General features: G+C 45.7%; 18 protein-coding genes. 9 read left to right on the forward strand and 9 right to left on the reverse strand.

All coding sequences use genetic code 11. The annotated features are described in order from the left end of the window. The first annotated feature begins 45 nt into the window (after nucleotides 1-45). The 5 genes from HW988_RS03320 to HW988_RS03340 all read left to right on the forward strand — a co-directional run bounded on the left by HW988_RS03320 (nucleotide 46) and on the right by HW988_RS03340 (nucleotide 2800). Nucleotides 46-519, forward strand: a complete 474-nt coding sequence (locus HW988_RS03320) for a hypothetical protein (RefSeq protein WP_181606214.1) — start codon at nucleotides 46-48, stop codon at nucleotides 517-519. Between the two features lie 55 nt (nucleotides 520-574). Beyond that, nucleotides 575-823, forward strand: coding sequence for a hypothetical protein (locus HW988_RS03325; RefSeq protein WP_181606215.1), 249 nt, complete (start codon nucleotides 575-577; stop codon nucleotides 821-823). Between the two features lie 280 nt (nucleotides 824-1103). Then, entirely contained in the window at nucleotides 1104-1403 is a 300-nt protein-coding gene (locus HW988_RS03330) for a hypothetical protein (protein ID WP_181606216.1), read from the forward strand. 99 nt (nucleotides 1404-1502) lie between these two features. Beyond that, nucleotides 1503-1877, forward strand: a complete 375-nt coding sequence (locus HW988_RS03335) for a cupin domain-containing protein (RefSeq protein WP_181606217.1) — start codon at nucleotides 1503-1505, stop codon at nucleotides 1875-1877. A 398-nt stretch (nucleotides 1878-2275) separates the two neighbouring features. Then, nucleotides 2276-2800 carry a D-alanyl-D-alanine carboxypeptidase family protein gene (locus HW988_RS03340; RefSeq protein WP_181606218.1) on the forward strand — a complete coding sequence of 175 codons (525 nt, stop codon included), beginning with the start codon at nucleotides 2276-2278 and terminating at the stop codon, nucleotides 2798-2800. A gap of 55 nt (nucleotides 2801-2855) precedes the next feature. Here the strand turns inward: HW988_RS03340 and HW988_RS03345 are convergent, their stop codons facing one another. From HW988_RS03345 to HW988_RS03385, 9 genes are all read right to left on the reverse strand, one after another. After that, nucleotides 2856-3296 carry a hypothetical protein gene (locus HW988_RS03345; protein ID WP_181606219.1) on the reverse strand — a complete coding sequence of 147 codons (441 nt, stop codon included), beginning with the start codon at nucleotides 3294-3296 and terminating at the stop codon, nucleotides 2856-2858. After that, entirely contained in the window at nucleotides 3296-4294 is a 999-nt protein-coding gene (locus HW988_RS03350) for a hypothetical protein (RefSeq protein ID WP_181606220.1), read from the reverse strand. The genes HW988_RS03345 and HW988_RS03350 overlap by 1 nt, the downstream gene beginning before the upstream one ends. Before the next feature lie 75 nt (nucleotides 4295-4369). Then, a complete protein-coding gene (locus tag HW988_RS03355) occupies nucleotides 4370-6412 on the reverse strand; it encodes a S9 family peptidase (RefSeq protein ID WP_255490188.1) in 2043 nt (680 codons plus the stop codon). 52 nt (nucleotides 6413-6464) lie between these two features. Then, on the reverse strand, nucleotides 6465-7979 hold the full coding sequence (locus HW988_RS03360) for a hypothetical protein (protein ID WP_181606222.1): 1515 nt from the start codon (nucleotides 7977-7979) through the stop codon (nucleotides 6465-6467). 104 nt (nucleotides 7980-8083) lie between these two features. Beyond that, the gene (locus tag HW988_RS03365) at nucleotides 8084-9022 is read right to left on the reverse strand and encodes an NmrA family NAD(P)-binding protein (protein ID WP_181606223.1); all 939 of its coding nucleotides are present in this window, start codon (nucleotides 9020-9022) and stop codon (nucleotides 8084-8086) included. Nucleotides 9023-9167: 145 nt separating this feature from the next. Next, nucleotides 9168-10862, reverse strand: coding sequence for a DNA repair protein RecN (gene recN / locus HW988_RS03370; RefSeq protein WP_142699024.1), 1695 nt, complete (start codon nucleotides 10860-10862; stop codon nucleotides 9168-9170). A gap of 2 nt (nucleotides 10863-10864) precedes the next feature. Beyond that, a complete protein-coding gene (locus tag HW988_RS03375) occupies nucleotides 10865-11767 on the reverse strand; it encodes an NAD(+)/NADH kinase (protein ID WP_181606224.1) in 903 nt (300 codons plus the stop codon). Next, nucleotides 11767-13800 (reverse strand): M3 family metallopeptidase, encoded by a 2034-nt coding sequence (locus HW988_RS03380; protein ID WP_181606225.1) that lies wholly within the window; start codon nucleotides 13798-13800, stop codon nucleotides 11767-11769. Before HW988_RS03380 ends, HW988_RS03375 begins: the two co-directional genes overlap by 1 nt. A gap of 264 nt (nucleotides 13801-14064) precedes the next feature. Then, nucleotides 14065-14769 carry a hypothetical protein gene (locus tag HW988_RS03385; RefSeq protein ID WP_181606226.1) on the reverse strand — a complete coding sequence of 235 codons (705 nt, stop codon included), beginning with the start codon at nucleotides 14767-14769 and terminating at the stop codon, nucleotides 14065-14067. Nucleotides 14770-14992: 223 nt separating this feature from the next. Between HW988_RS03385 and HW988_RS03390 the strand changes: the two genes are divergently transcribed. The 4 genes from HW988_RS03390 to HW988_RS03405 all read left to right on the forward strand — a co-directional run bounded on the left by HW988_RS03390 (nucleotide 14993) and on the right by HW988_RS03405 (nucleotide 19196). Then, the gene (locus HW988_RS03390; RefSeq protein ID WP_181607567.1) at nucleotides 14993-15496 is read left to right on the forward strand and encodes a hypothetical protein; all 504 of its coding nucleotides are present in this window, start codon (nucleotides 14993-14995) and stop codon (nucleotides 15494-15496) included. 7 nt (nucleotides 15497-15503) lie between these two features. Beyond that, on the forward strand, nucleotides 15504-16247 hold the full coding sequence (locus HW988_RS03395; protein ID WP_181606227.1) for a hypothetical protein: 744 nt from the start codon (nucleotides 15504-15506) through the stop codon (nucleotides 16245-16247). 92 nt (nucleotides 16248-16339) lie between these two features. Next, nucleotides 16340-17548: a hypothetical protein gene (locus HW988_RS03400; protein WP_181606228.1), complete on the forward strand. Its 1209-nt coding sequence runs from the start codon at nucleotides 16340-16342 to the stop codon at nucleotides 17546-17548. A gap of 277 nt (nucleotides 17549-17825) precedes the next feature. Further along, nucleotides 17826-19196: an acyl-CoA dehydrogenase family protein gene (locus tag HW988_RS03405; RefSeq protein ID WP_181606229.1), complete on the forward strand. Its 1371-nt coding sequence runs from the start codon at nucleotides 17826-17828 to the stop codon at nucleotides 19194-19196. Nucleotides 19197-19233: the final 37 nt, after the last annotated feature.

A 19233-nucleotide genomic window follows, 5' to 3' on the forward strand; every position in this document is an offset into this window, starting at 1 on the left:
CCCTGGGGTTATCAGAGACAATAAAGTTGTAAACGGAGTTACAGCTTGAAAGCATTTTTGATCTTCATAAATACATTCGTTCTATCTCAAACAGCTCTAGCTAAAATGCCTTTGAATGAACTGGACAGCCTTAAGCAAATTGTTATCGCTGCTCGAGTGGCTATAAACGATTCTGGCAATCCCGCGATAAAAAAATGCAACATAAAAACTGAAGGCTTGGAAGAGAAGCTGCAGCACGCGAAAGACAACGCGAAAAAAAGCTGGAGCAAACAAACCGTCGGAAAATCTGATATCGCCTTGTTAAGTAAAGCGATTCACAACTGTTCGAATCGAGTAACCTGCGAAGTGTATGATAGCTTTATCACATCTGTTAAGGTTGCTCCGGAAATCGAGAAACAGGTGGAGCCACTTAAAATAGTTTTAGATAAGAATCTAATGGATCTAAAACCAGAAGCTTACAAAGCTGCATTAAAAACTGTTAAGAATCCATGCGCTCTTTTGAAAGCGATCAGTAAATAGTTCTCATAAACTATTTGGTGTTTTAGAAGAATCGATTCCGCGGTATACTTAAGAAATGTATATCGTACCACCTCCTCATCCACTTCTTCCTGCCAGTGCCAAACAAAACCGTCGCAAGCGACTTTTGGTTCGTATTTTTTCTTTGCTATCATTTATTTTTTTGGGACTTTTTGTTTATCAGTCCGCGACTGATTCAAGTCTTATCTCTGCAATCTATGTGGCGGGATTTATTCTTTCCCTGGTGCTCGCAGATATTTTTCGTCTGCCATCTGTTTCTCCCAATCAAAGTGAAAATGGAATCTAGGGAATGGGATGTAAGTCCTGCGTAAACAGTTTGATGTTTTAAAGTATACTAAATTTGATATATCCTCAGAATATGCCAGCACGTAACCGACCGGGGAGTTTTGAGATTTGGATCATGTCGTCAGCTTTTTTTGCGAGCTGTTATTGCGGATTCATGTTCTTTTGGAGTGTGATTGATGCCTTTGATTCGACCGCGACTATGTACGGGATTGGAGTCATGATTTCCTCTTATATCGGAGTTAAAGTTGCTGGTCCGAAACGTCCTAGAGTAGACTGATTCCATGCAAACAGAACGTCAGATTTTAGTGCGTGAGCTTATTTGGACATTTGTTCTTGTTATTTTTAATCCCTTTAATTTGATTGCCTTATACAGTCACTACACCGGAAAAAGATTCTTAGGCGTGGAGCACGCCCAAAGCGGCGATGTGATGAAAGCCTACGTTCTGCCGACACTGATTTACGCCATCGTCTGGTTGATCCTGAAAAAATGGAAGCGCTGGAGCTACTGGAATCTGTACTTCTTTTCTTTCTTGGGTGCGATAGCGATCTATTTCGTTCTGTTCACCTATTTCCTGAAATAGGCCCTGATGGCTGCACCTCTTTCTCATCGGCAGTGGGCGGGCGGGAGAGGCCTCTGTCCGATATTGACCCGGTAGTGGTATCGGTCATAGGCTTTCGTTATGAAGCTTCAGAGAAGATCCCAGCAACAACACCAGCAATTGAAATCTCAAAAAACCGGCGAAGACTATTCTTTATCGAACGTGATTTCGGATGCTTTGCACTCGGATGACATCTTTCTGTCCCACGAAATCATCCGTCCCAATTCGCGCTCCTCGGCGCCACATTATCATACCGACACCAACGAAATTATTTATGTTCTTAACGGCACCTTGAAAGCGGTCGAAGGGAATGAAGAGATCTTGGTAGAACAGGGCGATTCCATCATGTTCGAGCGCCAATCAGGCCTTCACCACTTCTTAAGAAACGATTCGACATGGGAAGCACATGTTCTAGTCATTCGCAGGAAAATGACAGCTTCCGACGTCGTATTTTAGCCGCACACTAACATATGAACGTGATCCGTCTGCACTGAAAACTGTTCCACCTTCACATAGAATTTTACTGAATATCGTTTTAATAGAAGATTCATCAGTGAAAAACTCCGCGAACTGCGCAGTCCACCTTTCACAGCGGTTTTATTGACCTTGAAAACCAAATGCATGGGATCTTTGTGTGAAATCGGTCTGGCCCCGCGGCCCCCGGAAGAACGACGAAGAATTCCGCCGTGAATTGACCCATACCCCTTTTCCAATAGAAGAGTGCAAAAGGGGGACTTGGTTAGGCGGAAGTAAAACTGAAACAGATTCTTTAGCAGTCAGGAAAGCGAATCGAGTTCCTGTATTGATTAGGACTAGGACTAGGACGGAACGGAAAATAGCAGTATGCTTTTTAGATGGATCAGATTTTAAAAGTAATTCACGATGCGCTTGGAATTAATGAAACGCATCTGCTCACAAATAAGCTTCGTATGCATTTGCAACCGCCATTGGAAAAGCTCCAAGTTGTCGATGTTGATTGTGGGGGAAGGCCCTTTATTCTAATTCATTCGGCAGCCAAGGCTTGGCTTGAGATGAAAAATGCAGCGGCGCTTGAAGGCATCGAGCTTTTGCCATTCTCTGGATTTCGTTCTTATGTTTATCAAAAAAATTTAATTGAGCAGCGTTTAAAAGAGGGCAGAGAACTGGAAAACATTCTGACCCACGTGGCAATTCCAGGATTCAGTGAGCATCATTCCGGCAGAGCGATTGATATTCACGAGCCAGGCAAACCTTCGCTGGAAGAAGCGTTTGAACTAAGTGAATCCTTTAAATGGCTTCAGAAAAATGCTTCTAGATTCAATTTTCGAATGAGCTATCCTAAAGATAATCCTCACGGAATCATCTATGAACCCTGGCATTGGTTTTATACAGGTTCTTAAGCAAGAGCCGCAGCGTCAGTAGACGGCAAAAATCAACGAACGCAGAGGTGTCGAGCTATTGTAGCGTCGCCAGAGCATTCGCAAGTTGGGTCATGCGGGCGGCTGTTTGGTTTTTTAGACCAATGCAGGTGCCCTGGACATAGCGATTTCCTTGATACAGCTGAATATTCGCGCGGGGGCAGGTTTGCACGTTTGAGCCCTTTAAAGAGGCGATCTCGCGAGTCTGTGTGCTGAGGAATGAAAAATTCATATCAGTCATGGTGCCGATGGTGGGTGAACCACCTTTGGTCACCGCATAGAATTTTCCGCGTTGATCTTGCCATACCGTAAAATGAGATTTCTGCTGACCAAAGACAACCACCACTCGGAAGCCGTTAAAGGACGCCGCTTTTTTGGGTGAAGCTTTCGGGGGCGCAGTTCTGCGCTGAACAGCCTTTTGGGGAGCAGACCAAGCCAATGCCGGAATCAAAACCAAAAGAGAGATAAGGTATTTCATTATTTAATCCCTTCTAGGCTTTTTGACGGAGTGGACGGAGAGCTGCTAGGGGAACCTGCTTTCGGAGCGCCAATCGCCTTCGCCATAGCATCGGGACTGTGAGCATCGCAATACAGATATTTCGACATGTCATAGCAACCAAGTTTTTTTCTTAAAGAAGGATTCGCAGTTACGATACCATCGATGCGCAATTTAAACTCCGGTTCTTCCGTAAAGCCGTCATCAGGTCGGCCGAAAGAACATTCGTCACGATAAGCGTTCGCAATACCCTGGCGCCATTGTGATCTCGAAAGATCCGCATACTTTTGGGAAATGTAATCTGTCACAACTTCGCTCGTCATCCAGTCAGTGAATGAACGGGTGATTTGGTCGCCGGTGCAGAATCCTGATTCTTTAAAGGGAATGCTGTTGTTACGCTGAGCTCCCGCTGATTTATCAGATCGAAGGCAGGAGATGATCCCTTTGATTGGATAGTCTTTTTCACTTTGCTCCTGCGATTGAACTTTTTCCTTAGGGCGCTGGAGGATGCTGTTAATTCCACAAGGATTGATCATTTCGGAAAGTTCAGAAGCGATCATCTTTGAGACAACGAATTCAGACATTCCGGGAGTTGCCTTGCAAAGATAGAAAGTGTTGTCTGAGTGGGTATAAAAAGAATTCGGCCACAGGGACTCGTCCAAACTTGCACCCAGCTGTTCGCACTCTGTTGAGAACTTCATGCCAGAGAATTTTGCTAGCAAAGCCGTGCGTGCTTTTTCATCCAAAGGCAAAGAAGCGATTTTTTTAACGAAAGCTTTTTGGACGGCAGGGAAAGTGTCGGATTTTAGTTTGTCAGCAAATTCTGTTTTGCTGGCTTTCGCACTGCCGACAGAAGTTCCATCCGCGGCACCGATACTTGAACAAGTATAAGCAGCAAATTCAGAACAGGTCGTGTCTTTTTGAGCGTAGGCCTGAAGGCCAACAAGAAGGAGACTTAGAGTTAAAAACGTCTTATTCATAACTTTAAGTCTAAAATTTTTGGGAAATTTCGTCTATCGAAGCGGCCTGGAATTGGTGAATTCCAGACCAGGAAATTACTTCCTGTCGTCCATCTGTAAAATGAACGCAAATTCGATGGAAGTGTCTTTTAAAGCGTCAAAACGGCCAGATGCTCCACCATGTCCTGCTTCCATATCAGTTTTAAGCAGGATCACGGAGTCACTTTTGTTATGGTCGCGTAGTTTTGACACCCATTTTGCTGGTTCCCAATACTGGACCTGGGAATCATGCAAACCTGTGGTGACCAAAACATTCGGATACTTTTGATCCTTTACATTGTCATACGGAGAGTAGGTGCGGATGTAATCATACGCCTCTTGCTCATTGGGGTTTCCCCACTCGTCGTATTCACCCGTCGTCAATGGAATGGATTCATCGAGCATTGTTGTGATCACATCGACAAAGGGAACTTGTGCTACAACGCCGTTGTAAAGATCAGGGCGCAGATTCATCACTGTTCCCATTAATAAGCCGCCAGCACTGCCACCCATCGCATAAACGTGGCCTTTTTTAGCGTACTGCTGTTTTAAAAGTCCTTCCGTCACGTCGATGAAATCATAGAACGTGTTCATTTTCTTTTTTGTGCGACCGTTATCATACCATTCGCGACCCATCTCAGAGCCACCACGAATGTGGGCTTTTGCAAACACGAATCCACGATCCACTAAGCTAAAGAATGAAGAACTAAACCACGGATCCATGTTCGCGCCATAAGAGCCATAACCGTAAACAAGCATGGGAGCTGTGGCATCGGCACGGAAATCTTTTTTCATCAGCAAGGAAACGGGAACTTTCACTCCATCGCGAGCCGTGATGAAGACACGTTCTGTACGGTACTTATTAGGATCAAAATTTGGGACCTCGCGAGTTTTACGCAAAATCTGTTCATGGGATTTCAAATTGAAATCGTAAACACTTGGAGGCAAGCGCATGGATTCGTATTCATAGCGAAGCCATTCCGTATCGAATTCACGGTTGTCGCCGACACCCGCCATAAAGCTTTGATCCGAGAACGGAATGACAAAAGGATTATTGCCATGGATATCGCGAATTTCAATTTCAGTCAGACCATTGCGACGAATATCCAAAACCAGGTGATTCTTAAACACCGTGATGTCAGAAATATAAGTGTCCTGGCGGTGAGCGATCAATTCTTTCCACTCTGCCACGGCTGTGTGACCAGGTTTTGCGGTCATCACGCGATAGTTTTTAGCGTCCTTATTCGTCGTTATATAAAACTGCTGACCATCATCATTTACGGCATATTCAAGCTCGCGGTGACGGGGAGCAAAGACTTTAAACGCGTCTTGTGGCTTGTTCGCAGGCAGGTAATGCACTTCACTGGTAAGTGTTGCCTGTGAAGTGATGTAGATGTATTTGCGGCTTAGTGATTTCAAAACGTAGCAGCTGAATGTTTCGTCTTTCTCGTGATAGACGAGTTCTTTTTTCTGCGTTTTCAAATTATAGCGATAGATTTTTTCAGAGCGCAAAGTTTCAGGATTTTGTTGGGCAAAGAAAACCGTTTCGTTGTCATCAGCCCACACCAGATTGCCGGTGGCTTTTTCGATCACATTCGGAAGTTTTTTGCCCGTTTTCAAATCGACAAAGTGAATATCATAGAACCGGCGACCAACAGTGTCTTCACCATACGCCATCATCATATCGTTCGGACTGATGCGTGGGCCGGTAGTATCGTAGTAGGTATGACCTTTTGAAAGCTCAGGCTCGTTCAACAGAATTTCTTCTGTACCGCCAGCGATTTTAGTGCGCACGAACAAAGGGTACTGTGCACCTTTTTCAAAGCGGGTGGAGTACATGTAAGGTCCCATTTTCGCAGGGTAGCTGGAGTCGTCCTCTTTGATACGACTTTTCATCTCTTGAAAGATCCGCTCTTGCAGTTCTTTGACAGGAGCCATGACTTTTTCAGTGTAGGCATTTTCTTGTTTCAGATAATCAATAACCTGGGGATTTTCGCGATCACGCAACCAGAAATAATTATCGGTGCGACGATCTCCGAATTTCTCCATGATGTGGGGATTTTTTGCGGCTTTAGGGAAGTCTTGCGGATATTTGTGCATACAGGAAACTCCAAACAATACCAATAGAGGACAAAGATACTTCTTCATCCTATTATGGTAAGTTTTGAAGAATCCCTGAATCAAGTCGTCCTGCGTTTTGACGAACAGTTTGGCAGACACGAGTGAAGAACTCTGTCACTTGTTCGTAGCGACGATTTTTATAGAAGTATTGGCGGTCGCTAGATAGCACTTCAGCCACCATAGGACCGGAAGTAAAGAACATTTGCGCAGCACTCGCCCAAGCTGAACATGAACCACGATTCACAGCCTCGCGGAAGTCGGAGCTAAAGCTTTTACTAACGTCCGCTGCAAACTTAGTGCGAACACGGCGGCTGAAGTCAGACTCCGTATCACCTTTAAAGGCGATGGCATTTAATTGGGCTTCACTTAATAAAGCGCCCACCAGCTTTTTGCCTTTGCCGTATTTTTCCAATTGCAGACGTTGCAGAGCGCGGCTTGTGCAATTCTGAGCGCTGCCCAGTTCATTGATCATGACTTTAACCAAAGCAGACTGACAAATGCTTTGGGCTTTCCCGACGAAAGAGCTATCCAAATTGTCAGCATTTCTTTTTGCTTTTTCCACGGCAGCAGCGAAAGCTTTATTGTTAGCTTCTTTTTTAACTTCAGTTTGAGATTTGGAAGTCACGCAGGCTTGCGGATTCAAATACTCTTTACCGTCAAAAACGCGGGCTTTTAGGAATTCGTATTTCCCGGATTGGTTTTGCTTTAGTTTTGCTCCACCGAAGCGGTAAGCAACAACGCTTTCAGCAAAGTCTTCGTGGGGATTGGTTTTGCCGTACAATGAAACAGCTTTGCTGGGATCAACCAGGCGGGCTGTGCGACCGCTGACTTGCCAGCCCGCAGTTTTAAACCACTCTGCTGAGTCATCCACGTCATCTTTGCGGGCGACCACGTGACCAAGTTCATGCAAAAGACTTTGTTGGCGCTCGGCCTGAGTCAGATCATTCCACATGTCGTAAATTTCCATCGTGGAATTTGCGACACTTTCACCCACGGGCAATTTCATGCGATTGCCGCGCTTAACGTGAACAAGTTTGCGATTGTAATCCAAAGGATAAAGTTCGTTCGGATAGTCGGAGAGGGCCGTCAAAATATCTTCCAGCTCATCTGCGCGCCACAATGAAGCATTGGAAGTGCGCAGGTGAGAACCGTTAAATCCAAAACGTTTTAGCATGTACAGAATTTGAATTCCCACGCGAGCGCCATAGATGGCTTGAACTGAACAAAGGACTTTATTGCACGGAGATTTCAAAACCAGCGGTTTAGCACCAGCCATGCTGATATCGTAAAAATGAAGATCGCGGAAAAGTTGTAAAAGTTCCGGGTCTTCGTCTTTAAAGCTCACGCCATAAATTGTTTCAGATTTTTTGGTAAGGCTTGAGGGTTGCAAAGTCTGCAACATTTCGGCGTCGGAGGGAGCTCTGTGATTCTTGCAAGGAGCCTCGGCAACTTGTTCTGGAGAAACAGACCACCAATCCTGAGGTTCGCGGGCGAAGCTCAAAGATGCAAAAATCAAAATGACGATCAAACAGGGCAACGCCTTCATCCAGTTCCTTGTCCAAAACTTATATTGGAGTAAGGTTCTGAATGAAAGGAAACTGAAAGGCAAGACAGAAATCCCCGTTTCAAGCCAAGAAACGGGGATTTTTGTTAAGGATGCGCCTCAAATGAGCTGGAGCTGGAGCGACGCGAATTTTGGGCCGTTAACGCCTGGTTATAGGCGTCTAAAAAGGTCGTTCGGGCAAACTTTTCGATCGAGGTTACGGTAGAATTTTCTTTATCCCGGGCATAGCTCGCTGCCAACAGGCCATTGCTGGCAGCATGATCTAGCTCCAGGAGGGCGTCAGCCATGCTTTCTGACATGCCGGCGCCGATCATATAGTTCTTTAATTCGACGTCAGGGACTTCAGCATACTCCAAAGTAGGCTTGCTGATGGTTTGTCCCAGAACACGGGCGATTTCGCGGTACGTAAGTGTGCGTTCACCCAAAAGATATTCCACGTTATGGGAACGGAAGGTTGGATTAGTGAGTAAAAACACCGCGCGGGCCGCGATGTCTTTTGTCGCTACCATATCCATCGGAGCGTCTTCTGGAATGATTCCAAATATTTTATCCATTGCGATGATTGTCGGAATTTCCATGATTAAATTTTCCATGTAAAAGGCGGGGCGCAGATGGACGATATTAAGTCCTGCAATATCGTTTAAACGTGCCTCTTGATCGTGTAATCCCAGAACCGGGCCCGTGCCGCTTTCCAAATCGGCGCCAGCACTACTCAGGTTCACGACGTGTTTGATGCCAACTTCTTCGATGGCTTCAGCGATCACTTCGCCGATTTTGTTGGCATAAAAACGGTGCTCGGGGGTTTTTGCATTTGGGGGAATCATCACGAAGGCGGCAGAGCATCCCTTCAAGGCGTGTATCATGGTGTCGACACTGTTAGCGTCACCTTCGACAATATCTGCCCCATAGAATTTTTCGGAATCAGGAATATGGCGAGCCAGAACACGAACATCATGTCCTTGTGACAGTAATTCCGTGGCAATTTTAGAACCCACATGCCCAGTAGCACCCATTACGAGAATCATCGCAGCCCCCTTTTTTAGAATACTTAAATTCTAAGAGTGTCTTGCAAGAATGGGGAGCTTTAGGGGGTGTGTATATTTACACAGGTACGGACACACTTTCTCCATGCGACAGGATGTCAGCATGGAGAAAGTGTGTCCGTACCTTTTACTTAGCCTCGACCAAAAGTTGTTCGGCGTGGGCCAGAGAAGTTTTAGAGATCTTTTCGCCGCTGATCAGACGAGCAATTTCTTGCACGCGATCTTTTTGTTTCAACTCAGAAACTAGCATGGCCACTGAATCTTTCTGCGGAGATTTTTGGATAAAGAAGTGTGCATCGCCAAACGCCGCGACCTGTGGCAAGTGAGTGACACAGATAACTTGCTGGCCTTTAGCGATAGTTTTAAGTTTGCGACCCACTTTTTCAGCCGTTTCGCCCGACACACCTGTGTCGACTTCGTCGAACAGATAAGTGCGCGGTTGGTTGCTGGAACCCACAACTCGCTTCAAAGAAAGCAAGATACGGGAAAGCTCACCACCCGAGGCAAATTTTGCCAAAGGACGTTTCACATCTTTTGAAGATGTTTGGCTTAGGAATTCCACATCGCTTAGCCCCGTTGCACTGAGGTCTGTCAGTTTTTCGATTTGAACGTGGAAAGTGACACCTTTCATATTCAAATCCAAAAGTTCAGCATTCACACTGTCAGCCAAAAGGTCAGAGCCCTTCAGACGACGTTTGTGAAGGTCCTGTCCCAAAGTATCAAGTTCTTTGAATAAAACAGCGGCTTCTTTGCGAAGGGATTCAATTTTCACATCCGAGTTTTGCAAGTTAGAGATTTCGATTTCCATCTCCATCAAAGCTTTCAGGATATCGTTAACAGATGATCCGTATTTCTTTTGGAGCTTGCGTAGATCGCTGAGGCGGCCCTCGACCTCTTCCAAACGTTGAGGGTCGGCATCGATCTTGTTCGCGTAATTACGAAGCTCGTAAACGCTTTCATCGATCAATGCTTGGGCTTGCTCCAAGAGTTCCAGTTTCGCTGCGATTTGCGGGTCCACTCCGGAAACTTCCAAGCCTTTCTTCATCACAGCTTTCAAACGACTGATCGCCGAATCGTCGTCCGTGTAAAGAACAGATTCCGCCTGATCCACGAAGGAACCAATACGGCTGGAGTTTTTAAGTTTTTTAACTTCTGTCTCAAGTTCGATGTCTTCACCTGGTGAAAGATCCAAATTTGCGATCTCATCACGCTGGTAAATCAAGAAATCCAGACGTTGCGCTTTTTGTTTGGCATCGCTTTCCAGTTTTTTGATCTCTTCAAAAATGCTGTGGTAGCGATTGTACTTTTCAGTGAAAAGCAGACGCTTATCCCAAGTGCCAGCATACTGATCCAGTAAATCCAGATGGTAAGCCTTGGACATCAAGTTGCGGTTCTCGTGCTGACCTGTCATTTCGATCAGGGGAGCAGAATGTCCCGCAAGTTCCACTAGGGGAGCCACGATGTCACGCAAGCTGTTCAGGGTGCTAAGGCTGCCATTCAGATACACCTTTGATTTATCACCCGTGCTTAGCACGCGGCGAACGATCAGGATGTCTTCGTCGGCATCGATGCCCATTTCTTTTAAGTTATTTAAAATATCATGGCGTTTGCTGATATCAAATGAACCCTCGATCGTCGCTTGAGTGGAGCCCGTGCGAATAGTGTCGCTGGAGCCCTTGCCACCCATCAACAAAGACAAGCTTTTCAAAAGAACAGATTTACCCGCGCCCGTTTCACCGGAAAGGATATTCAATCCATCTTTGAATACGATATGCAGATTTTCGATGATCGCAAAATTTGAAACTTTAAGCTCAAGAAGCATAACTAAGTCCGGTCTCCAAATTTAAGTTTTTCACGAAGCAAGTGGAAGTAATTGTGATCAGGATGTCTGACCATCCAGTGATCGTATTGCGAGCGAGTCAGGATCACTTCGTCATCAGCCGTGATCTCGGTCATCTTTTGTCCATCGACGATGAAATGCGCTTTTTGCGTTTTTCCATCAAGTTTAAAGGACAATTGATTTTTATCCGGCACGATCAAAGGACGAGATGTCAAACTGTGCGGAGCCACCGGTGTCACGACCAAGACTTGCGCCTCGGGATGCAGAATCGGTCCACCCGCTGCCAAGTTGTAAGCCGTAGAACCTGAAGGGGAGGAGACGATGAAACCATCGGCTTTCACTTCACTCACCAGGTGTTTGTCAGAATAAATTGCGGTGTTGATCAATTGGCTTAATGAGCCTCTTTCAATCACCATGTCGTTCAGCGCGTGGAATTCAGCGCGGGATTTTCCTTTACGCAGGATTTTCGCGTAAATCATCGAGCGTGGACGAAGTTCCATCTCACCCATCAAAGTATCTTCGATAACTTCAATGGCCGAGTCTGCGTTGTGTGCCGTTAAGAAACCCAGGGAGCCCATGTTGAAGCCCAAGATAGGAACATCACGGCCCTCAAGGGTGCGCACGGCGCGAAGGTAAGTTCCATCGCCACCCAAAACGATAACCAGCGACAAGGAATCCAGTTGTTTCTTAGTTGATGCAAGTTTGGTCCCCGCCACCAGTTTTTGACCTGGAGCTGTGAAGACCTGGTGGCCTTGCTTCTTTAGAAACTCGGCCACGCGTTTTGCAAGAGCCACTGCGCGTGCAGTTTCCAGGCGATAAACCAAAGCGATATTGCTTTTGCCTGGAATAACCAACTGACTGTTCGATCTCATCGCTGTTTTCTTCATTAAATCAATCCATCACGTCTTAGCAATGCATTTGGATCTGGCTCGCGACCACGGAACTTTTTGTAAAGTTCCATTGGATGCTCAGTTCCACCTTTGCTCAAAATAAACTCTTTAAACTTACGAGCGACTTCAGGCGAGAACAAACCTTCTTCTTTGAAGTATTCAAATGCATCCGCATCCAAAACTTCTGCCCATTTGTAAGAGTAGTATCCTGCAGAGTAACCACCTGCAAAGATGTGGCTGAAGCTGCAAGAGTTATTAGTGCCAGGGACTTTAGGGAACAAACGAGTTTCGGCCGTCGCCTGTTCTTCGAATGCGTCCACGTCTTTGATCAATGACGGATCCGCTGTATGCCAAGCCATATCCATCATGCCGAATTGCAATTGGCGGCAAGAAGCGTAACCCGCCTGGAATTTTTGCGAAGCTTTAAGCTTGTTGATCAATTCTAAAGGCATAGGTTCGTTGGTCTCATAGTGACGGGCAAACAAATCCAAACCTTCTTTTTCACCAGCCCAGTTTTCCATGATCTGTGAAGGAAGCTCCACGAAATCCCAGTAAACATTCGGACCGCTCAAAGATTGGTAAGTCACATCAGAAAGCATTCCGTGCAAAGCATGACCGAACTCATGGAACAAAGTGCGAACTTCGTCGTAAGTCAGCAATGAAGGTTTTGTCGGAGTTGGTTTCGTGAAGTTGCACACGATAGAAACGTGTGGACGAACCAATTTACCACCCATCAGACCTTGACCACGGAACTGAGTCATCCACGCGCCACCTTTTTTAGTCTCGCGCGGGAAGAAGTCCGTGTAGAACAAGCCCATGTAGGTATTTTTATCATCATAGATTTCGTAAACTTTTACTTCTGGATGATAAACCGGGATGTCTTTGTTTTCTTTGAAAGACAAACCGTAAAGTTGTTTCGCGTGAGCGAAAACACCTTCAACCACGTTTTCAAGTTTGAAGTAAGGACGTAGGTCTTCTTCGTTGAAAGCGTATTTTTCTTCTTTCAACTTTTCAGAGTAGTAACCAAAGTCCCAAGGTTTCAATTCAGGGATTGCATCCAATTGGCCTGCGAATGCCGCGACCTCGGAAACGTCACGCTGACCAGCAGCTTTAGACGCATCCAAAAGTTTGTGTAAGAAAGTGCCAACAGTTTTTGGATCTTTCGCCATACGCTCTGCCAACACGAATTCTGCGTGAGTTTTGAAGCCCAGCAGGTTTGCGCGTTTTGCACGAAGAGTAACGATCTTTTTAACGATCTCTTGGTTGTCGAATTCACCACCGAAGGCACGTGAAGCATACGCTTTCGACATTTTTTCACGTAAATCACGGTTGTTCGCATAAGTCATGAATGGAAGGTAAGAAGGAATTTGCAAGTTGAACAACCAGCCTTTTTTTCCTTTTGCCTCTGCCGCCGCCGCAGCTCCCTCAAGGATGCCTTCAGGAATACCGGCAACATCTTTGTGGTTTTCCAAAACCATTTCAAATGCGTTTGTCGCTTTCAAAACGTTCTCGGAATATTTTGGACCCAGGACAGACATCTCTTGGTCGATCTGACGAAGAGTTTCTTTGTCTTTATCAGACAACAAGGCACCGTTACGAGCGAAGGATAAATACGTTTTTTCAAGCAAGCGGTTTTGCTCACCAGTAAGTTTCATGTTGGCACGGTTGTCATAGACTGCTTTTACTTTTTTGAAGATCACTTCATCCAAAGCGATATCAGAACTCAATGCTGTTAATTTCGGATAGATCTCTTTTGCCAAAGCCTGGAAAGCTTCGTCAGAGTGAGCAGATTCCAAGTTGCCGTAAATGCCAGCGATGCGATCAGCCAATTCAGAAGCTGTTTCCAAAGCCACGATCGTGTTTTCGAAATCAGGTGTTGCTGAATTGTTTTTGATTTTTTCAATATTTGCTTTTGTGGATTTCACAGCCTCATCCAAAGCTGGCAGGTAATGCTCAACTTTGATTTGGTCAAAAGGCACAGCCTGATCTTTGGCAGTGAAGGGCGCTAAAAGAGGATTGTTCGAACTCATAATTACTCCAGTTTAAGAGCTAATAAAACGAATCTGGTTATCCCTTGAGAATAGCGCAAAATAAAGCAAAAAAGCCCGTGTTAACGTCTGTGTTTTTTAATTAAAATTTGGTGCTTTGGGATGATACTTAAGGACGCAAATGCCGCGCCCCAATAAGAAAGGGCTCTTAGAGGTAGTTCCGCTAAGAGCCCATGAATGTTGCGGCATATAAACCGGTTAGAACCGGTGAGGAGCGCCGCACTCCTCTTATTTACTTAATCAAGATTAGTAACCGTAACCGCCGCCTACGCCGAAACCGATACCAATACCAACTCCGAAGCCAACACCGACACCGCCGCCACCGTAAGGGTAGCCGTATGGGTAACCGGAATAACCGTAACCTGTGTTGTATCCGTAACCATAACCAGGATTGTAACCGTTAGCGTAACCATTCACACAGATGCCCAAGTTAGATGTGCCGATAGATTGGCAAGTCGCACCTGAACCGCAAGAGTTCGCTTGATCGATCAAGCAGCTAGTTGCTACTCGGCCTGTGCAGTTCGCGCCGTTGCCGTTACGAGCTCCTGAAACTTGTTGGAAGTTGTAACCAGATTGAGGAGCGCCATAGTTTACTGTGTTGTATGTAAATGAGTAAATCACATTCCAGTTGAAGCCCGTTTGAATACGGTAACAACCCATACCCATCACAGAGTTATATGCCGGAGCAAAACCCAGTGGGCATCCACAAACACCATATGATTGGAAGTAAGTTTGATAGTTGTAGTTCGTACCACCGTAGGGGAACGAATAAGGCATCCAACCGTTATAAGATGTGTAAACACCGTTATTGCACAAAGTGCTGGAAGTGATACAGCGAGCATCGCCCTGAACTGGAGTGGTCGCAACGGTACCGCCGCCGCCTCCACCGCCGCCAGAATCGCCGCAGGCTACTACCAATAAAGTCATCAATGTAACGAAGAGCCTTTTCATAGGTACTCCTTAAAAATTAAAAGCATCAACATCGCCTTGTATTTCAAGAGGTGTGCCCTGGGTGTCTCATCTTGAAACCCTCTTAAAATCGATCTGACTGGCAGAAATTGCAGGGGAGATGCCGCTTTTGGGCACCTTGCGCCGCAAAAGAGTAGGCAGAGGCGGTTTTGAATGGCAGCATTAAAGAGTCATTAATATCGAAAGGAGTCGATAAGTGAAATACATGGGATGTTTACTGTCTCTTCTGTTAGCCCTTCCTGCGGGCGCTGCAATTCCAGCAAAAAAATCAAATCCAACAGGCCCCAAAATTCTTTCGGGAAAAGGCGAGCTTTATGGTGGCTTATCAGGGACGGCTTTTACTTTATTAGACGTAAGAAGAACGGCTGATAAAGGAAAAAAAGTAGAGCGCCTGGTGTTCGACGTGGGTGATGCAAACGGTGGAAAAATGAAGGGCTGGCCTGGTTACTTCCATGCAGAGCTTAAAGACAAACCACAACGCCTGGTTTTGTCATTCTCGCAAATGCCGGTGTCTTTGGTGAACACGATCGCTCTGAATCACCGTATGAAAGATTCCTATGCAATCAAAGCGACGGCGATGAGTTTGGATCCAGTCGACAGTTCCTTGAACCTGACGATGGATTTGAAACAAAATACGAAAGTGCGCGTTTACCAGGTCGCGGGGAAAAAATCGACATCGAAAGTTGTCGTCGATCTGCTGGCGGAGTAATTTCGTCATGAAGCTGGTTTCGTTTCTCGCAATTCTGTTTTTCATTTCTGCTGCTGAAGCCCGTGTCTTTGATATCAACAGAGACACGGTGGCGCCTTATTTCAGTTTAACAGGTGGTCCCTCAGCGATCGGAAAATCGGGATATGAAAACGAAGCCACGGGAGTGGATGTTTCTGGAGATTCCAAATACACTTACGGTGGTGAGTTTGGTTTTTTGGTTTCAACCAAACCCATGAATCTCGCATTTGGAATTGAATTTTTAAAACCCAGTGTCGTGGATAATATTTCCGGTACGAACAGTGGTGGTACGCAACTTTACACCGCAACCAGCGAAGTTTTGGGATATGCTCCTAAAGTGACTTTGGAATTTAATCTTCACGGCGACAATGTATCTCGTTCATTCGTTTCGGTGGGGTTGGGATATGCCACTGTCACTTTAAAAAATTCCTATACGCTGACGGCGGCGGGAACTTCTGCTTATCCTGGAGTGGATACAACTATTGAGTCCAAAGGAAACGCAACCGAGCTTTCTGCGGGATTGGGATATGAAGGAATTCTATCTGATACTGTGACCTACGCTTTTCAATTCGGATATCGTCAGTTGAAAGTCGATAATTTAAAATACTCTAAAGACTCCAATACCTTTAACGGCGCGGTTTCCAGCGGCGGCTCCGTGCAAAATGGCGCATCGAATCGTGTGTTAGATCTGTCGGGTGGCTTTCTATCTCTGGGCTTCCGCTTCTACATGTAGTCTAGATTGCAAAGGTATAAGGTCGTTCATCTTTGGCATCGCCAAAACCCCATGCTATAGCAAAACTCCTTTTTAGAAATGGAGCCACAGCTATGTTTAAGAAATGGATGTTCTCTTTATTGTCTTTGGGGCTTGTTTTCACTGCGCAGTCTGCTTCTGCTTATTTGGTGGCGACAGAGCCCGCTCGTTTAAACCCCAACGTTGCCACGGATATTTTCATCGCCGGTTTCGGTGGTGATCAGGGCAATCAATTTACTCACTCAGCTGTACTGGGAGCAAAAATCTCCCGTGATCGTTTTCCGCAAAGACAGCGCGTGATTATCGCAGCCGTCAACGACGGTGCGGGATACGAAGGCAGCCTGCTTGAAAAAGGTGGATTAAGTCTTCGTCGCGCCGACAAAGACGGTCTGACCGGGGAGCGCTTGGTCGCCACTCTGAACAGCTTAGGCGTTCGTGCAAGCTCCATGCAGTTCTATGGTCATGCGAACACTTACAATGGTTTCCGTTTGCAAACGAAATATAAACGCTTGGATCATGACGATGAGTCCTTCGCAGCTTTGGGGCGCTTTATCAGAACTGACGGTTTTGCGGTGATTCACTCATGCAACTCGGCTTGGTTCTTGGCGCCGACAGCGGCACGCCTGTGGAATCGTCCGGTGTTTGGTTCCTTCGCAGGTTCTAACTTCCAAAATTTGAAAAGTGACGGGCACTGGTACTATAACGATCCAGGATTTTATCCAGGCAACATGTCGTGGAAGGATAGCACGTCTCAATTAACTAAAAATACGATTAGCTGTGCGGATGGTCGTTGTGTACGCTTGAAACCAGTGAATGTGACCTATCATGATTCATTCGGTAACTTCAGCCGTGGTCTGGGCTTCTATAAGGTGTTCGCGCCGGACTCTTCGATGATTCCAAGAGCGATGGTTCACTTGACGATGCTTTATCCAACCAGCACTCCGGCAACACCCACTTCTTCTCGTGAAGAGTTCGTCAAAGCTTTGGCTGATTGGATGTGTCCCTCTGATAAATCCTTGGCGAAATACAACGCATGTAAAGCTGCGATCGCAAGTGAGGAATTCCGTTCTAAACCTTACATGAGCTTCTTTGAGGGAACTTCCATTGCTTGCGGCAACTCTAGCTGCAACACCAAAGTGAAATGCAAAGCCTTCAAGGTTGTGTTCTCAGTTCCGTGCAAAACATACGATGTGGCAGAGGGACGCTCGACAGTGTTCAGTGATCAATTGAAACAAGCCTTCACCGGTTGGGATCAATTGCAAAGCGGAGAAATCAAATTCTAGGGCTGTCGAGATGTCAGCGGATGCGGTGACACACGCAGCAACCGCTCCGGCAGTGGAAATTGCATTGCTGAAATGAACTAACGCATTCGGTTACCGATGCGGAGGTAAAAAAAAGGCGCAGTAAGAATTGCGCCTTTTCTTACCTCCGCATTTCATTCTTTGCTGATTTACATAGGAGTCCATTATATGGACTCCGCAATTTGAATTTGGTCTCGGTCACCGAACCTTGCTTGCGTAACAATTTTAATTCTATCAGCATATTCTCACAGGAGAACTTATGTCTGATTTATGGGACGATTTTACCAGCAAGTTAAAAAATGCTTACGAGGAAGCAGAAAAGAAAAGAAAAGCAGATTTTGCCACTATTAAAAATCTTCCGGGCGTTCTGGCTTATCTTAAAGATCTTGAAGGCGAAGAATTACTCCTCCTTTTAGATCAGGCTCGTAAAATCAAAAAAAGAAAGAATCCAAAGTTTCCGGAAATCAATGGAGACTTTTATAAAACGTTTGATCTCTTGAACAATGAAGAGAAAGCAATCATTGGAAATGTCAGAAACTTCATGCAGTCCGAAATTGCACCCATTGTCGATGAGTATTGGATGAAGGGTGAGTTTCCTCATCACATCATCGAAACATTTAAAGCCTTAAATATTTGCGGTCTTACTTATGACAAATCTATCGGCGGTCAGGAAAGATCCTTTCTGCTTGAGGGTATGATAGGACAAGAAATTGCACGAGTCGATGTATCAACGTGCACGTTCTTTGGTGTTCACAGCGGACTTGCGATGAATTCCATTTATATGTGTGGTTCAGAAGAGCAGAAAAAACAATTCCTGCCCTCGATGATCAAAATGGATAAGATTGGAGCCTTCGCACTGACAGAGCCCGAGGTGGGTTCTGCAGCTTCCATGGGGCTTAAAACAACCTGCAAGCGAAGTGGAGATCACTGGACTATTCGAGGCGAGAAAAAATGGATCGGCAATGCCACCTTTGCTGACTATATTATCGTTTGGGCCAAAGACGTCGATGATAATCAGGTCAAGGGATTCATTGTCGATAGAACAACCGCAGGTCTGGAAACAGAAAAAATCGAAGATAAGATGGCTTTAAGAATCGTGCAAAATGCGATTATTCGCTTGAAAGATATCAAAGTTCCCGAAGATCGCCGTTTGCAGAATGCGAATACATTCAAAGATACTGCGAAAGTTTTAAAAGCTACCCGCGCGGGAGTGGCTTGGCAAGCTGTGGGATGTGCACGGGGCGCTTATGAATCCACTTTGAAATACACTATGGACAGACGCCAGTTTGGCCGTCCTATCTCGGGTTTCCAAATGACTCAGGACCTGCTCGCGCAAATGCTTTCTCAGTTAACCGCAATGCAAACCATGGTGGCGCGTTTAAGCCAGTTGCAAGATGAAAATCAACTCTTGGATGAACAAGCGTCCCTTGCAAAAGTCTTTTGCACAGTGGGCTGTCGTACAATCACAAGCATGTCGCGTGAACTGATGGGTGCAAATGGTATATTGATCTCAAACAAAGTGGCGCGGTTTCTGGGGGATGCTGAGGCGTTGTACTCTTACGAGGGAACGAAGCAAATTAACAGTCTGGTTGTCGGCAGAGCCATCACTGGGCAAAGCGCTTTTACGTAAAGCGGAGATGAAAATAAAAAACCCAGATCGCTCCGGG

Origin of the sequence: Bdellovibrio sp. KM01 (genome assembly GCF_013752535.1) — a bacterium.
Taxonomy (GTDB): Bacteria; Bdellovibrionota; Bdellovibrionia; order Bdellovibrionales; family Bdellovibrionaceae; genus Bdellovibrio.

Excerpts from the sequence above, each read along its gene's own strand:
- HW988_RS03345 (WP_181606219.1), bottom strand. The coding sequence starts at position 3,296 with ATGAAATACCTTATCTCTCTTTTGGTTTTGATTCCGGCATTGGCTTGG.
- HW988_RS03355 (WP_255490188.1), bottom strand. The coding sequence starts at position 6,412 with ATGCACAAATATCCGCAAGACTTCCCTAAAGCCGCAAAAAATCCCCAC.
- HW988_RS03380 (WP_181606225.1), bottom strand. The coding sequence starts at position 13,800 with ATGAGTTCGAACAATCCTCTTTTAGCGCCCTTCACTGCCAAAGATCAG.
- HW988_RS03385 (WP_181606226.1), bottom strand. The coding sequence starts at position 14,769 with ATGAAAAGGCTCTTCGTTACATTGATGACTTTATTGGTAGTAGCCTGC.
- HW988_RS03325 (WP_181606215.1), top strand. The coding sequence starts at position 575 with ATGTATATCGTACCACCTCCTCATCCACTTCTTCCTGCCAGTGCCAAA.
- HW988_RS03330 (WP_181606216.1), top strand. The coding sequence starts at position 1,104 with ATGCAAACAGAACGTCAGATTTTAGTGCGTGAGCTTATTTGGACATTT.
- HW988_RS03365 (WP_181606223.1), bottom strand. The coding sequence starts at position 9,022 with ATGATTCTCGTAATGGGTGCTACTGGGCATGTGGGTTCTAAAATTGCC.
- HW988_RS03335 (WP_181606217.1), top strand. The coding sequence starts at position 1,503 with ATGAAGCTTCAGAGAAGATCCCAGCAACAACACCAGCAATTGAAATCT.
- HW988_RS03360 (WP_181606222.1), bottom strand. The coding sequence starts at position 7,979 with ATGAAGGCGTTGCCCTGTTTGATCGTCATTTTGATTTTTGCATCTTTG.
- HW988_RS03375 (WP_181606224.1), bottom strand. The coding sequence starts at position 11,767 with ATGAAGAAAACAGCGATGAGATCGAACAGTCAGTTGGTTATTCCAGGC.
- HW988_RS03400 (WP_181606228.1), top strand. The coding sequence starts at position 16,340 with ATGTTTAAGAAATGGATGTTCTCTTTATTGTCTTTGGGGCTTGTTTTC.
- HW988_RS03405 (WP_181606229.1), top strand. The coding sequence starts at position 17,826 with ATGTCTGATTTATGGGACGATTTTACCAGCAAGTTAAAAAATGCTTAC.
- HW988_RS03395 (WP_181606227.1), top strand. The coding sequence starts at position 15,504 with ATGAAGCTGGTTTCGTTTCTCGCAATTCTGTTTTTCATTTCTGCTGCT.
- HW988_RS03390 (WP_181607567.1), top strand. The coding sequence starts at position 14,993 with ATGGGATGTTTACTGTCTCTTCTGTTAGCCCTTCCTGCGGGCGCTGCA.
- recN (WP_142699024.1), bottom strand. The coding sequence starts at position 10,862 with ATGCTTCTTGAGCTTAAAGTTTCAAATTTTGCGATCATCGAAAATCTG.
- HW988_RS03350 (WP_181606220.1), bottom strand. The coding sequence starts at position 4,294 with ATGAATAAGACGTTTTTAACTCTAAGTCTCCTTCTTGTTGGCCTTCAG.
- HW988_RS03340 (WP_181606218.1), top strand. The coding sequence starts at position 2,276 with ATGGATCAGATTTTAAAAGTAATTCACGATGCGCTTGGAATTAATGAA.